Annotated in this window: 11 protein-coding genes; 7 read left to right on the top strand and 4 right to left on the bottom strand. The window is 47.2% G+C overall.

The features are described 5' to 3' along the window. The first annotated feature begins 98 nt into the window (after positions 1-98). The 7 genes from ccoN (at position 99) to ACMA1I_RS05240 (ending at position 7808) form a co-directional block, all read left to right on the top strand. Positions 99-2288, top strand: a complete 2190-nt coding sequence (gene ccoN / locus ACMA1I_RS05270; protein ID WP_337067246.1) for a cytochrome-c oxidase, cbb3-type subunit I — start codon at positions 99-101, stop codon at positions 2286-2288. Positions 2289-2389: 101 nt separating this feature from the next. Continuing rightward, positions 2390-2587, top strand: a complete 198-nt coding sequence (locus ACMA1I_RS05265) for a hypothetical protein (RefSeq protein WP_337067245.1) — start codon at positions 2390-2392, stop codon at positions 2585-2587. Further along, positions 2584-3786 carry a c-type cytochrome gene (locus ACMA1I_RS05260; RefSeq protein WP_337067244.1) on the top strand — a complete coding sequence of 401 codons (1203 nt, stop codon included), beginning with the start codon at positions 2584-2586 and terminating at the stop codon, positions 3784-3786. The genes ACMA1I_RS05265 and ACMA1I_RS05260 overlap by 4 nt, the downstream gene beginning before the upstream one ends. A 336-nt stretch (positions 3787-4122) precedes the next feature. Beyond that, the gene (gene ccoG, locus ACMA1I_RS05255; protein WP_337067243.1) at positions 4123-5529 is read left to right on the top strand and encodes a cytochrome c oxidase accessory protein CcoG; all 1407 of its coding nucleotides are present in this window, start codon (positions 4123-4125) and stop codon (positions 5527-5529) included. 41 nt (positions 5530-5570) lie between these two features. Beyond that, the gene (locus ACMA1I_RS05250) at positions 5571-6047 is read left to right on the top strand and encodes a FixH family protein (RefSeq protein WP_337067242.1); all 477 of its coding nucleotides are present in this window, start codon (positions 5571-5573) and stop codon (positions 6045-6047) included. A gap of 2 nt (positions 6048-6049) precedes the next feature. Continuing rightward, the gene (locus ACMA1I_RS05245; protein WP_337067241.1) at positions 6050-6778 is read left to right on the top strand and encodes a sulfite exporter TauE/SafE family protein; all 729 of its coding nucleotides are present in this window, start codon (positions 6050-6052) and stop codon (positions 6776-6778) included. Positions 6779-6893: 115 nt separating this feature from the next. After that, positions 6894-7808: a universal stress protein gene (locus ACMA1I_RS05240; RefSeq protein ID WP_337067240.1), complete on the top strand. Its 915-nt coding sequence runs from the start codon at positions 6894-6896 to the stop codon at positions 7806-7808. A gap of 1009 nt (positions 7809-8817) precedes the next feature. On the opposite strand, the gene ACMA1I_RS05235 is transcribed toward ACMA1I_RS05240, so the two are convergent. The 4 genes from ACMA1I_RS05235 to ACMA1I_RS05220 all read right to left on the bottom strand — a co-directional run bounded on the left by ACMA1I_RS05235 (position 8818) and on the right by ACMA1I_RS05220 (position 15472). Next, on the bottom strand, positions 8818-10062 hold the full coding sequence (locus ACMA1I_RS05235) for an acetate kinase (RefSeq protein WP_337067239.1): 1245 nt from the start codon (positions 10060-10062) through the stop codon (positions 8818-8820). 13 nt (positions 10063-10075) lie between these two features. Beyond that, positions 10076-12211, bottom strand: a complete 2136-nt coding sequence (gene pta, locus ACMA1I_RS05230) for a phosphate acetyltransferase (RefSeq protein WP_337067238.1) — start codon at positions 12209-12211, stop codon at positions 10076-10078. A gap of 980 nt (positions 12212-13191) precedes the next feature. After that, positions 13192-13713, bottom strand: a complete 522-nt coding sequence (locus ACMA1I_RS05225) for a 6-carboxytetrahydropterin synthase (protein ID WP_337067237.1) — start codon at positions 13711-13713, stop codon at positions 13192-13194. Next, complete coding sequence (locus tag ACMA1I_RS05220) at positions 13676-15472, bottom strand: hypothetical protein (RefSeq protein ID WP_337067236.1); 1797 nt, start codon at positions 15470-15472, stop codon at positions 13676-13678. The genes ACMA1I_RS05225 and ACMA1I_RS05220 overlap by 38 nt, the downstream gene beginning before the upstream one ends. Between the last annotated feature and the right edge of the window lie 199 nt (positions 15473-15671).

Here is a 15671-nt window from a genome sequence, read left to right as displayed (position 1 = left end):
GTTCTTTCTCAATTTTGCCATGACAACAGCAAGCGCAAACAAGCCAATGAACAACAAATCAACACATAAATCAATCAATCAAATGGAGGGCACCGCACATGTCAACTAATGTAGCAAAAGCTTTGGAACAGGACCCGAGGAGTATTTCGCCACCGAAGAAACAAGAACCCGGAAAACATGATACGTTTTTTTACGATAACAAAATTGTACGCGACTTTGGTATAGCCACTGTTTTTTGGGGTATTGCCGGTATGCTGATCGGGGTCATCATCGCGTTTCAGCTGGCCAACCCAGACATGAACATGGGCACTCAGTATACCACCTTTGGCCGTGTAAGACCATTGCACACCAATGCTGTTATTTTCGCGTTTGTGGGTAACGCCATTTTTATGGGTGTGTACTACTCGCTGCAGCGCCTCTGCAAAACCCGTATGTACAGCGACCTGCTCAGCAAGATCAACTTCTGGGGCTGGCAGCTGATTATTGTGGCAGCCGTTATCACGCTTCCTTTAGGTGTCACTACTTCTAAAGAATATGCAGAGCTGGAGTGGCCAATAGATATTGCCATTACGCTGATCTGGGTAGTGTTTGGCTGGAACATGTTCGGTACGCTGGCCAGGCGCCGGGAGCGCCACATGTACGTAGCTATCTGGTTCTACATTGCCACCTTCTTAACAGTAGCTGTGCTGCACATCGTGAACTCTTACGAAATGCCGGTCAACTTCTTTAAGAGCTACTCTGGTTATGCTGGTGTGCAGGATGCACTGGTGCAGTGGTGGTATGGCCACAACGCGGTAGCATTCTTCCTGACTACGCCATTTCTGGGCCTGATGTACTACTTCCTGCCCAAAGCTGCTAATCGTCCAGTTTATTCTTACCGCCTCTCTATTATCCACTTCTGGTCGCTGATTTTTATTTATATCTGGGCCGGGCCGCACCACTTGCTGTACACTTCATTGCCAGACTGGGCACAGTCGCTGGGTGTGGTGTTCTCTATTATGCTGATTGCGCCAAGCTGGGGCGGTATGATCAATGGCTTACTGACATTGCGCGGAGCCTGGGATAAGGTGCGGGTAGAGCCGGTACTGAAGTTTATGGTGGTAGCAATTACGGCTTACGGTATGGCTACATTCGAGGGCCCGATGCTGTCGCTGAAAAACGTAAACGCCATTGCCCACTTTACCGACTGGATTGTAGCACACGTGCACGTAGGAGCGCTTGGCTGGAACGGTTTCCTGACATTTGCCTTACTGTACTGGTTATTTCCACGTTTGTACAATACAAAGCTATTCTCCAATAAACTGGCTAACACACACTTCTGGTTAGGTACGTTGGGTATTTTATTCTATGGCATTCCAATGTACTGGGCTGGTTTTACCCAAGGCCTTATGTGGAAACAATTTACAGCAGAAGGTACACTTCAATATTCTAACTTCCTGGAAACCGTGTTGCAAATTGTACCGATGTATTACCTGCGTGGTATTGGCGGTGTGCTTTACCTGAGCGGTGTGTTCCTGATGGTATACAACCTGTATAAAACTGCCAAGTCTGGTGCCCTGGTGGCCGATGAGGTAGCCGTTGCGCCAGCCCGTGTAAAAGAGGAAAGCCACAACGCTGGCCACTGGCACAGCTGGATAGAAAAGCGGCCGACTCAAATGGCCATTTTTGCCACTGTTGCCATTCTGATTGGTGGTCTGGTAGAATTTATTCCTGCCTTCGTTATCAAATGGAATGTGCCGACTATTGCCAGCGTAAAGCCTTATACTTCGCTGGAACTACAAGGACGTGACTTGTACATTAAAGAAGGTTGCGTTAACTGCCACACTCAAATGGTAAGGCCGTTCCGCTCCGAAACAGAGCGCTATGGCGAGTATTCCAAAGCAGGTGAGTTTGTATACGACCACAACTTCTTGTGGGGGTCTAAGCGTACCGGTCCGGATTTGCACCGTGTGGGAGGAAAGTACCCGAACTCCTGGCACTACCACCACATGCTCGATCCAACGTCTATGTCGCCGGGCTCTATTATGCCAGCTTACCCTTGGTTATTTGAGCAGAATGTAGACCTGAGCACAACACAAGATAAACTGACTGTGCTGAAGAAGCTAGGTGTGCCTTACGAGGATGAGTACATCGCTAATGCCAACGAGGAACTGATGAAGCAGGCCGAAAAGGTAACAGCCGATCTGGCAAAGGAAGGCCTAGAAGTTAGGCCAGAAACCGAGATCGTAGCCCTCATTGCCTACCTGCAACGCCTGGGTGCTGATATTAAAGTGAAAACTGAAGAGTAATTAATCGATACAAGTATTACGTAGCAGGTAGCACGAATTCCCGAAGGATTTTAAATCGTGATACATAATACGTGATACGAGTATCGCTAAATCTAAAGAAAATGTACAAGAACGTTTTGCAAGCCATAGATGGCATTGAAATATATCCACTCATCTCGTTTACGATCTTCTTTGTGTTCTTCCTGGGTTTATTGCTTTATGTAACCCTAATGGACAAGACTTATGTGCAGCAAATGAGCAATTTTGCCTGCGCACCCGAAGATGACTCTGACGCAACGGTAGGAGGCAATAAGCAATGAACAGAGTAACCGAATTTTTGAAGCGAAGCAGGCTGGCCCTGGTGGCGGGACTGCTGCTGACAGGGAATCCGGCAGAAGCGCAGGACGCCGTGGCCGGAAAGAAAATTTTTGAAGGCAACTGTGCCGCCTGTCACAGCTTAGATGCCGATGTGATTGGACCTGCCTTGAAAGATGTGCACAAGCGTCGTGGCGATGACTGGCTGGTAAAGTTCATCAGCAATTCGCAGGAGCTCGTAAAAGCAGGCGATGCCGATGCCGTAGCTGTGTATGAAAAGTTCAACAAAGTGCCGATGCCTGCTTTTAGTGGCTCGCTGTCGGAAGAGGACATTACCAACGTTATTGCTTACATAAAAGAGGCCAGTGAGGCTCCGGCCGCTGTTGTGGCAGAAGCACCTGCGGCACCTGTTGCTCCTGGAGCCCAACCAACAGCCTCCAAAACAGAAGTTGCATTTATGGACCTGCCACCACTGGTATTCTTTATCATTGGGATTACTGGGTTTGTCCTCTTTTTGATCGTGGCGCTGATTTACATGCTGGCCCGCTTACTGGTGCCGATGATGGGAGATGCGTTGTACGACGAAGACTTCAGAGAATCGTGGGCTGGCCGCCTGATCTTCCTATTCCGAGGCGATTTGGCTTTGATGACGGGTAAAGCAAAGGACATAATCCACAGCAACCATGACTTTGATGGCATACAGGAATACGACAACGACCTGCCACCCTGGTGGAAAACCATGTTCTATGTTACCATTGTGTTTGCAGTGGGCTATATGCTGCACTTCCACGTGTTTAAAACTGGCGCACTACAAGCCCAGGAATACGATATGGAGATGGAACAAGCAGCTTTGTTTGCATCTTTAAATGTAGATGATCCGAATGCTGTAACCGATTATATGGTGCTGACCGATCAGGTGGCACTGGAGGCTGGTAAAACCATTTACTCGCAGAACTGCGCCGCCTGCCACGGACCAGAAGGGCAGGGTACAGTTGGCCCGAACCTTACTGACGAGTACTGGCTGCATGGAGGCGATGTAAATGATATCTTTAAAACCGTGAAATATGGGGTGCCAAGCAAAGGCATGGTACCATGGCAAGGCAAGCTGACCAAAGATCAGATATTGGAAGTAAGCAGCTATATTCTCTCGCTGCAGGGCTCAAACCCATCCAACCCCATAGAACCACAAGGAGAGAAAATGTAGTACCACCTTTAGGAGCAGCTGTTTAGGACCTCCCGGGAAGCTAATAAATATTTTACGCCTATCAGCAAATTATTCTAATAAAATCAGCCTTCTAGAGGCGTTAGAGGCTGTTTTAGGCCAAGGGCAAATTAAGCTAGTACTCGTCTAAATTAAAAAACCTTATCTGGAGCCGAAATAGCACCGGGTAAGGTTTTTTAGTATCGACATTTTTAAAATCAGGATTAGGATTAGTTTAAATGGTGACATTCGTCATTCTTCTGGAGCAGCCTTCCTCCTAATTTTGAGCATTATAATTATTAACAGGCAGGACTAATATCCGCACAAATTAAAACTGCCATGGCAGGTAAAATTCAAACAGCACCCGACGAGTTCCGGGATCACATCTCTACTGTAGATGCAGACGGAAAACGGGTTTGGGTGTATCCGAAAAAGCCGAAAGGCAAATTATACAACTATCGCAAATGGGTGAGCTATGCTTTGCTTACGCTTCTGTTTGCTGGTCCGCTTATTAAGTTAAATGGCCTCCCGCTCCTGATGCTGAACGTGGTGGAGCGTAAGTTCGTGATTTTGGGAGTGCTGTTCTGGCCTCAGGATTTCTTTATTCTGGTATTGGCTTTTCTGGCCATGGTGGTATTTATTATTTTGTTCACGGTGGTGTATGGCCGGCTGTTTTGTGGCTGGATCTGTCCGCAAACCATTTTTCTGGAGATGGTGTTCCGCCGCATTGAGTATGCAATTGAAGGAAACTACACCAAACAGAAAGCGCTGAATAAAATGCCCTGGAATGGGGAGAAGGTGCTGAAAAAGACTGTTAAAACAGCCATATTCCTGCTCATATCCCTTGTGATAGCCAATACCTTTCTAGCCTTTGTAATTGGGATAGATGAACTGAAAAAGATAGTGCTGGAGGGCCCGCAGCACGATCTGGTTGGCTTTGGTACGTTGATGGCCTTTACAGGCGTGTTTTATTGGGTTTTTGCCTACTTCCGGGAGCAGGTTTGTACCATTGTTTGCCCTTACGGTCGCTTGCAGGGCGTTATGCTCGACAAGAAAAGCCTGGTAGTAGCCTATGATTATGGCCGCGGCGAACCGCGCGCCAAACTCCGCAAAGGCCATGTCCGCACCCAAGGCGACTGCATAGACTGCAACCAATGCGTGCAGGTGTGCCCGACAGGTATTGATATCCGCAATGGGGCGCAGCAATTGGAATGTATTAATTGTACCGCCTGCATAGATGCCTGCAACGACATTATACGCATGATTGAGAAGCCTGAAGGCCTGATTCGCTACGACTCGGAAGAAGCCATTGCAGAAGGAAGGAAATGGACTTTGTTTACGCCACGTGTGCTGGGGTACACGGCCATACTCGTGGTACTGCTTTCTGCCTTAACTACCTTACTCGTGGTGCGCGACGATGCCCAGGCAACAATTCTGCGTACGCCTGGTCAACTGTATCAAAAAACTGAGCAGGGTACCATAAAAAATCTGTACAACATTTCTGTCATCAACAAGACAAACCATGAAATGCCGCTCACGCTAAAGCTGCTTTCAGGCAATGGAACCATACAGGTAATAGGAAGTGAACTGGTGCTGCCAGCACAGGGAATAGCGGAAGGTGTATTTTTTGCTGAAATACCGAAAAATCAGTTGCAGGGCATGAACTCCAAAATAGAAATCGGGGTGTATTACGACAACGAACTCATTACAACACAGGATACCAAGTTTCTGGCTCCGGCAAAATAAGACTTTGCCAACTCTACCAACAAACCTCAACTCAAAAAGTCATGACAACTTCAAATAACCAGACAAATAAGAATTTTACCTTATGGCCATATGCCATTGTAGTGTGCATGGTGCTTTTTATGGGCTACATAGCCTCTTTTGTGTACAAGGCCATGAATCAGGATGTGGATTTGGTGAGCAAAAACTATTACGAGCAGGAGATCGCTTACCAGGAGCACATCGATAAAGTAGGCAGAACAGCCGCCATTGGCGATGTAACCTTAAGCTATAGCGAAGAAGCTGAATCGGTGCTTTTACAGTTGCCCGAAACGCTGAAGGGAAAGCAGGTTCAAGGCAAAATTACGCTTTTCAGACCATCCGACGATAAGCTGGACCAGGAGCTACCCCTGCAGCCAGGCCGCGACATGAGCCAGTTAATCGAAACGAAGAACCTGGAGAAAGGCTTATGGAAAGTGCGCGTAAACTTTAGCGAAGGCACTAAAACATATTATACAGAAGAAACCATCCAACTGAAATAGCCATGATCTGGGCCGGATTCTTATTTGGATTATTAGGCAGTTTCCATTGTGTTGGGATGTGCGGCCCGATAGCAATGGCTCTACCATTTGTCGGGAGTTCCGGCTGGCGTTATTACGCAGGCCGGCTCCTGTACAATGGTGGCAGAATTGTAACTTACGCACTATTAGGAGCACTGGCAGGTGCTTTTGGGCAGTCGCTGCAAATGGCAGGACTGCAACAAACTATTTCTATAACATCCGGAGTTCTTATTCTGCTCTTACTGGTACTGCCCAAGTCAGTTAAAGGAAAATCGGCCAGTATGCTGGGCACCGATAAACTGATGACTTGGGTGCGCAGAAAGCTTGGGTATTTTTTTCAGAAAAACTCGCTTGGCGCTTTGTTTATGGTAGGTTCGCTGAACGGGTTGCTTCCTTGCGGCTTTGTGTACATTGCTTTAGCCGGGGCTATAAGCGCTCCTGGTGTAGGCGGTGCCATGCTGTACATGGTGCTGTTTGGTTTAGGCACTTTTCCGCTTATGTTCCTGGTATCGTTGTCTGGCAAGCTCATCAGCCTGAAGTTGCGCAGTACTTTTAACAGAGTGGTGCCTTATGTGGGCATGTGCCTGGCGGTGCTGTTTATTGTGCGAGGCCTGGGGCTAGGCATTCCATATCTAAGCCCGGAGGTGGTAAAAACAGCCGAGCACAAAACAGAGATGAGCTGCTGCACCAAACCTGTTGCCACTAACCATTAATCTTACTTACTGCTTTTGGCAAGCGGGAAATAGTAGATAGGACGGATCAGGCCTTCTGGGGCTGCATCTCTTTTAACCGTTCGATTTAAGTAACCTATACTTCATTACTAAAGCTATGTGCAAATCAAAAACTATAAAGCGGGTGCTAGTGCCGGTGCAGGATAGCAAGGCGGGCGAAGAACTGCTGCTTTACGCTGGGCAACTAGCTGCTACCATGGGCGCAGAGCTGCTTCTGCTCCAGACAAAATCTATCAAAGAGCTTACTTTTACACAAAAAAGCTGGTCAATTCAGGCCTTACGCACCTTCGGAGAGCGCATTTTGTCTCAGTTAAAGCATTTGATCAGCCCTGTATTATTCGAGTGTGTGGTACGGCCGGGTAACCTGAGCGATTGTGTTACCACGGTGGTCCAGGATTATAACATCGACCTGATTCTGATGGAGACTTGCCCACTGCACCAGGAAGAGGAGCAGGCGGATCCAAGCCATGCGGCTGCCATTATGGAGATGGTACCGTGCCCGGTGTTGGTAGTGCCTTGCACCGCCCGGTTCCAGAAGCTCGAGAACCTGGTGTTTGCTACCAATTTTACCGACCGGCAGGAGAAGGTGCTGAAACAAATAGCTACCTTTTCGGAGCAGGTAGGGGCAAATCTTACCCTGGTGCAAGTTTACAGCAAAGCAGAGCGGCAACACCTGTGCAGCTACAAAGCGGCCATGCAGGAAACAGAAAAGTTGCTGCACAGCCAGGATGTGAATTTTATGCTCCTGGAGGAAGAGGACGTGCTGGAGGGTATCAGCGATTTCGCTGAAATGGTGGCTGCTGATATGCTTATTCTGGCGACCCAAGATAACTACCTGCTCAAGCGCTTGTTCAGCAGCAATTACACCAAAACCATGGCCTACCATACCCGCTATCCGATCCTTACGTTCAGGCAAATCAAAAAGAAACCCTGCTCCGGCTCGTGCCTAAACTGCATGAAAAACAAAAGCCAGGTGGTGGTTCCTGCAGAGCAGCCATTCCGGGTGGATTAAAGTTTACAACACTAAATTCTGCGCTGAACCTTTGATACCCGTGAGCACTTTCTGATCTAAATACCTCTGGAAGGGTGAAATCATTAGAATAATTCAGACGGTATTTGTAGCTGTTTTCGTTTTACGGCAGTTGCTGCTTCAGACAACCTGATCTGGAGCAGCAACTGCCGTTTTTGTGCAGCAATTTCTGGATAGATCAAACTATATTATATCCTGATGGCAATGGGTAACAAGGCAATAAAAACAGGAAAGCAGCTATGAAAACTTAGAACAAACACTACAGGTAGCCAATATTTCTGGATTTCGTCTACAATACTCTTCCAATGTGACAGAGCGGTAAGAGCTGATTCAAAAATAGAAGCATGGTATTAGTTTCTGGTGTAAGTACATGCGAGCATGTTTTTACCAATAACTCACGTTACGCGCTCAACCCAAGAACTGGAATGTGTGCTACGAGCCTCAGCTACATCGCCAACAGCGGTAAGTAGTTGGGCAGGTAACATAGAATTTTACTGAATAGCTGTGGTGCGAAGTATCACTTATGATTTGGGCATATGTACCCGAGTACGGCGAAGGAGCCGAGAATTACGGCAATAAAACCCAGCCAAAAGTTTCTGTATTTTATAAGACTAGCATTAAGTTATCGTTTATAAGTTGTTTGAGTTTTTGATTTTACCGCTGTAGCGAGGTCTTTTTAACAATTAAAATGTCCGAAGTGGCAGCTTGGTAAAAGATGATGTAGGTTACTAGTAGTAGATATTTAGGTATTTTATCGTGAGAAAGTCTGTGGCGCGATGAAATAGCTGAGACGGGATGTGCAGATAAGCAATTTTTCTAATGAAAAAGCCCTTTCAGAGGTAGTATTAAGCTTTTTGCTCATAGGGTGTAGAGTATTCTGAGCATTCACTTTTTAAAAAAAAGCAGGAGGAGAAGGTGGGCAATCAGAAAACAAAAAGCCGCCACTCCTGCAGTAGGAATGGCGACTTGATATTAAATATTTAGTGCTCGTTTAACCTATAGTGTTGCTGTTCGCATTTTCAGCTACAGAAGCAGCCTGGCCCTGTAATAACTGGTAGCACTGGCGGGCAATTTCCTGCTCTTCGTTGGTCGGAATTACCAGTACCTTTACTGGTGATTCTTCTTTGTTTATTTCCCGAATGCCTTTAGCGCGTATCTTGTTCTTTTCAGCATCGAATCGGATACCCAGGTACTCCATTTGCTGGCACACGCGGTCTCTTACTAGCGCATCGTTTTCGCCTACTCCTGCCGTGAACACAATAGCATCGAGCCCGTTGAGAACTGCTGCATAAGCACCAATGTATTTTTTAATGCGGTAGGCGTAAAGGTTGTACGACAGAGCTGCGTTTTTGTCGCCTTCTTCCATGGCCTTTGTAATGTCGCGCATATCTGAAAAGCCGGTAAGGCCCTGCATGCCGCTGCGTTTATTGAGCAGTGTATTCACCTGGTCCGGGTCGTAGCCAAGCTGGTTAACCAGGTGGAATATAATGGACGGATCTATGTCGCCGGAGCGGGTGCCCATAATCAGGCCACTGAGCGGACCAAATCCCATACTAGTATCGACCGACTTGCCTGCATCTACTGCCGCCATGCTACAGCCATTGCCCAAGTGAATGGTAATTATTTTGGCCTCTGGCTTCGCTAAATACTCCAAGGCCTGCTCCGATACATACTTGTGGCTGGTGCCATGAAAGCCATATGCCCTGATGCCTAGGTCGGTATAATAGGAATTAGGAATGGCGTAGCGAAATGCCTTTTCGGGCATAGTCTGGTGAAAAGCTGTATCGAATACCGCCACCTGCTTCGCATTCTTAAAGATGTGCTCCGCCACCTCAATACCCATGTAGTTAGAGGGGTTGTGGAGTGGGGCCAGGGGGAATAGCTTTTTGATTTCGGCTTTTACTTCTTCCGTTACGATGGTGGTCGCGGCAAAACTTTCGCCTCCGTGCACTACCCGGTGCCCCACTACTTCAATTTCGGCAGGATCCTGGATAACACCAATTTGGTTGTCAGTCAGCAGCTGTACCACTTCGTGCAGGCCTGCTTCATGGTCAGGCAAGTCGAGTGTTAGCTGTTTTACTTCTTCCTGGTCGCCCAGATGTACTTTGTGCGTGATAACAGAATTTTCCAAACCGATCCGCTCCACCAAACCACTGCAAACAGGCTTGTTAGAAGGCATTCTGAAGAGTTGGTATTTAATGGAGCTGCTACCGGAGTTAACTACAAATATGTTCATGTGCGAGGTGGTGTTACTGAGTAAGAAGTAAGGTATCTTTTTCTGCCGCAGCAGGTTGTTTTTCCTGGCTTTGAATAGCAGTAATAACTACTGTATTGAAAATGTCTTCTACAGTACAACCACGGCTGAGGTCATTTACCGGTTTGTTCAACCCCTGTAGCATCGGGCCAATGGCTAATGCGCCAGTTTCGCGCTGCACGGCTTTGTAGGTGTTGTTACCTGTGTTCAGGTCAGGGAAAATAAGAACGCTGGCGCGGCCTGCTACCTCCGAATTCGGTAGTTTCTGTTTGCCGGTTACAGGGTCTACTGCAGCGTCGTACTGTATTGGTCCTTCTACTTTCAGGTCAGGACGTTTTAGTTTTACGAGCTCTGTTGCCGTGCGTACTTTGTCTACATCTGCGCCTTCGCCTGATGTGCCGGAAGAATAAGAAAGCATGGCAACCCGTGGCTCAATGCCGAAGCGCTGGCTGCTATCAGCAGAAGAAATAGCTATTTCGGCGAGTTGCTCTGCGGTAGGATTGGGGTTTACGGCGCAGTCGCCGAAAACAGACACTCTATCCGGCAAACACATAAAGAACACGGACGAGACCACTGAAACGCCAGGTTGCGTTTTAATAAATTGCAGGGCAGGGCGGATGGTGTGCAGCGTGGTGTGCACTGCGCCCGATACCATGCCATCTGCATGGCCTTTGTATACCATCATGGTGCCGAAGTAAGACACATCCGACATCATGTCGGAAGCCATCTGGTACTGCAGGCCTTTGCTTTTGCGGAGCTCCAGCAGGGTGTACACGTAATCCTCAAAATGCTCCGATTTCAGCGGATCCACAATGTTGATCTTCTTCAGGTCCAGGTTAAGGCTTAAGCGTTTTACCGAAGCGGCTATCTCCAGGGCATCGCCTAAAATAGTCAGGTCCACTATATCCTGGTTAATAAGGCGTGCGGCTGCTCTTAGAATGCGGTCGTCGTTGCCTTCTGGCAGTACAATGTGTTTTTTTGTGCTTTTAGCCCATTTCACGAGCTGGTACTGGAACATGTGTGGCGTCATGCCTTCTGACTTATAGGTCACGAGCCGCTCATCCAGCGCCTGCAGGTTTACATACTTTTTAAAGGTATTGATGGCCAGCTGAATCTTTTTATTGTTGTCGGGCGTAATGCGCGATTTAATGTTGCCCACCAAAGTGGCGGTATGGAAAGAGCCGAATTTTACAGAGATAATTGGCACTACCATCTGCAAACCATCTATCAGGCGTACAATGGGTTCGTCTGGTTCAAACTTGCCTGTAAGCACAATTCCGGCCACTTTCGGGTAGTTAACCGATATATTTGCCTGCAAGGCGCTCAGAATAATGTCGGCACGGTCGCCGGGCGTTACAATCAGTACGTTTTCCTTAATGTGGTTCAGGAAGTTTGGCACCTGCATGGCACCCATAATAAAGTGGTCCGCCTGGTTAGAGAGTTGCTGCGCACCAAACATCAGCTTGCCGCCCAATATCTCATGCACTTCCTTCATGGTAGGGCTTTTCAGGTCCTTGTTTTCCGGAATTACGCCCAGAATAATATCAGGGCTCAGGTAGTTTTCCAATAGCCGTTGCACCTCAAATGCCTGCTCTGGCTTCACCTTGTTCGCAACTACGGCTAGCACCTGCACTTCGCGTGCCCTGAAATTTCGTTTTATGGTTTTAACAGCTGTTAAGATCTGCTCATTGGTCTTATCCTCGCCAGACACCACAATTATAACCGGAGCGCCCAGGTTTTTAGCAATGGTGACGTTGGCATCAAATTCAAAAGCCGTGCCTTCTCCTAAAAAGTCGCTGCCTTCTATTACCGTGAAATCGTAGTTTTCTTCCAGCTTTTTGAATTTGCTGATGATGGTGTCTATGATCTCGCCCCTGTTGCCGGCTTCTATTAACTGCTGCGCCTGTTGCTGGGTGTAGGCATAGGTATCTTGGTAACTAACGGGCAGGCCGAAATGGCTGATGATAGTCTCGATGTGCGAATCCTTTTCCTGCTCAGGATCATAATTAATAATTGGCTTGAAATAACCGATTTTCTGAGCTTTTCCTAACAAGACATGTATCAGGCCCAGCGCCACGATAGACTTGCCGCTATAAGGTTCAGCAGTGGCGATAAATATTGTTTTTGTCATATCAATTAGACTTTGATGCAAAGATAGAGCCGACGGTTCCGATGGTGGATGATAAAAATCATTCTGTAAATAGACATTTCTACTTTAAACTAACTCTCATGCGGCAGGTTACAATTTTCGATTTTAAAATCCAATTTATCCTCTGTCAAAGGTAGAAGTTTGCCAAATTTACGATTTTATATAACGGGTTTGATTTTGGTTGAACGGTAAGTTCTCTGTTGGTTCAGATAAATTATTCAAATGAAAATGGCCTTCCGATAGCTTTTTTAGAGGTTGTAGACTAAGGGGTGGCTGCAAAATGACGCTTTGCCTGAGACATTGTATTGATCATTTTTTTACTTCTGATATTTTAGAAAGATCTTGTGAGCGAGATCAATTAGTAAAGGCTAAAGGTGGTTTGGTTTAAGTCAACATAGCTGCTTTGATTGCTGTGACAGCAGCGTAATGATGTAGCATTCCTAATGGTTTTATTCATCTTGTATCTAGAACTTAGCCTTACCCCCAGTTCAGAATGACCTGAAAATGTGGGTACTGATCTTCAGGAGAAAGTGAAAGCAATACAGAAGGGACTGCGATTTCCGGGCTGGCGCATCAGGCAGAAAAAGCACCTGCAGTTGACAAGGGCAAAGGCGCTGGCCCTGTAAAAACAGTTGATCTGGGCGATGGAGTAGATGAAGCACTCGCTGCCAATGGTAATTTATCTATGATGGTAAATGCTCTGACTGTCACCCAACCCCGAGGAAATAACCAAGAGAGTCCAGATTGCCAAGAAATTGCTGGCCGAGCACCTGACCCAAATAACAAGCCAGAACCTTTTGGAACCTGATGCCTGGGGCTTCTGGAATACCTGCGACAGAATGACCAGAAAGACTAAAAAGTAATTTAAGCAAATCCTGCCGATGCTAGTAAAGCTGTAAATAGCAGAGAAAAATCGCACCAAACCTTAAAGTTTAAAATTTCAGTTTGGGGCGATTTCTAATTTATACTTCGTCGGAGGCGTACCACTCTGCAAAGGAGTTCCCTGCTTCCCAGAGCTTCAGGCTATGGAGCTCTACGTACACTGGCAGGTAGTTCCGGAGGCGGGATTTAAAGTAGAGCAGCATGTTTTCGCAAGTAGGCTGATAGGGTGTTAGCACCAGTTTGTGATGCAGCTTCTGGAGCGTTTGCAGCAATTCTGGAGGATTGTCTTCCCGAAGCAGCAGCGCATGATCAACTTTCTGCAGCAGCCTCTCCTGCACCAGGTTTTTCAGGTCATCAAAGTCCATGACCATACCATATTTATGGTGCTGCTTATTCAGTATGGGAGTTCCGATAATAGTAACCTGCAACTTATAAGAGTGCCCATGAATGTTGCGGCGGGCACCGTCGTAGTTCTGTAGCACATGGGCCGCCTGAAACGTGAACAGGCGCGTCAGCCTGATCTTGCTTCTGATGACGCTCAGGGTTTTAAAGGGCCGGTGTTTTCTATAGTTTGGCCTGTAACAACTGGTTTTCTGCTTCAAGTAACTCATTGAGCATTATCACCTGCTTTTCCAATTCTTCATTAAACATGTCAGGCAATTTTTGCTTGTAATACCGGATGCCCTCCTGTAGGTTGTTCCAGAAGTTTTGCAGGTATTTGTATTGTTTGCCGGTAAGTGTTTCGAATTGTTCGGCTTTTTTGTTTTTCCAGTAATTTACATACATCCTGAGCTCGTTAATGAACATGTGGGGCCGGTAACTTTTATTCAGCGCATTAAACCGGCCGTAAATATGATCTACCATTTCCTGAAGCGTAAACACACCCGAAAAGTAAGCCAGGTTGGGGCCAGGGCAAATAGTAACTGCTTTTACAGAAGCTTTTTTGCTGGCCGTAAAAATTTGCGTACCGGCATTTGCAAGTCCGTCGCACAAACAATCTTTGGCCAGCACCTTCAGTTTCTCGGCCAGGTATACTTCCGGCGCCAGTTGCTGGCTCTGCAGTTGCTCCAGCTTGCGGCGCTGGTACTTGCGGGAGGCCGTGCAAATAGGTTCATCGGTAAACTCAGTGTTCGAAACCAGGTGCTTTTTTATACAAGGGCTTCCTGGCTTGCCACGATCTATCCGCATGTTTTTGAGTTGCTCGCTGGAGGTGCCACGCAAGGCATTAAATGGTACACCCAATGGCGAAATCGGGCTCAGGTACAGGTCTTCTTCTTTGGCGGCTACCAATTGCTGTAAGGTTTCTTCGTCTACAGTAGTGGCTTCTGGTACCAGCAGGAAAGGCGTTCCCCAGCCGGTGGCATCCATACCATAATGCTGCAGCAGGAATTCATTTTCACGGGCTGTGCCAATGCCGCCCTGCATCGTAATCTTCTGGCCCGGAATCTCGATAGGTACATGCAGGCCTTTGCTGGCCAGTGCGGAACTGAACAGGCTGTAAAGCTCGATGCGCAGCGCTTCGCGGTTCTGTTTAAACTCTTCCAGAATCGGCCCGATCAGGTAGCCATCTGTGGCAAAAGCGTGCCCGCCACAGTTCAGACCCGATTCGATACGGAACTCAGATACCCACAGCCCTTTTTTTGCCAATATTTTGCCTTGCACCATGGCAGAGCGGTAATCGCTTACTTTAATGATAATTCTTTTCTGAAAGGCACCGGCCGCATTGGGTAAGAAGCAAGGAAACTGATCCATGTAGGCAAAAAGCTGCATGTTCATGCCAGCCGAAAATATCACCGATGAGCGAACTGTGCTATTGGCAAAGCCGCGTAGCGCAGCCAGGGCATCGCAGTACTCCTGTGGCAGCAACTCACCGTTCTGATCGAAGTTAGCACGGTCCAGTTTGGTCATGATATTGACATCGATGCTACCGGGAACAATAGCATTCAGCAGTTCTTCCTGCAACATCTCCTTTAACCACGGAAACTCAGATTCCTGCATGTGATGATACAGAGCCTTGAGTGGGGAATGATCCGGCAGAAGTGTAAAATACTTTGTTACCTGACTATCAGGAGTAAACTTCTCCTTGCGCATTTCCTCCATTTGCTTTTTCACCACCGTGTCTACCATGTTAAGGCAGGCCGTTATGCGGCGTGCTCTGTAATCTTCATCTTTATCAGAAATAGGAGCGTACGGCAGGTTATATTGCTGGCTGTAGTAGGAACGCATCTGCTCCAGCAGCGCATCATTGCTTAGAGAGAGCACAGATGAAATGCCAAATCGGGCAACTTTTAGAGGCGAATCTACAGAAAAGGCCAGTCCCATGACAGGAATATGGAAAGTGTGCGGAGTAGTCTGTAACATGTGTGTGCGTTTTACTTTTGATAAATGATCGATAATCAGGCGCTCTGATTTTGAATTTTAATTATGGTTAGGTGCTGAGTATAGCAGCCCACCTGTATTTGGGTAGTCTTTAAACAGTAGCAAGGTAAGACGGTCAGGGAGGGGGCGGAATGAGTAGCGTCAGTTGCAAGAATGACATCGGTCATCTTCTTCGAGCAAT

It is taken from the genome of Pontibacter sp. 13R65, assembly GCF_047525655.1.
Classification (GTDB): Bacteria; Bacteroidota; Bacteroidia; order Cytophagales; family Hymenobacteraceae; genus Pontibacter.
This window is presented reverse-complemented; position numbering and strand designations above follow the sequence as displayed.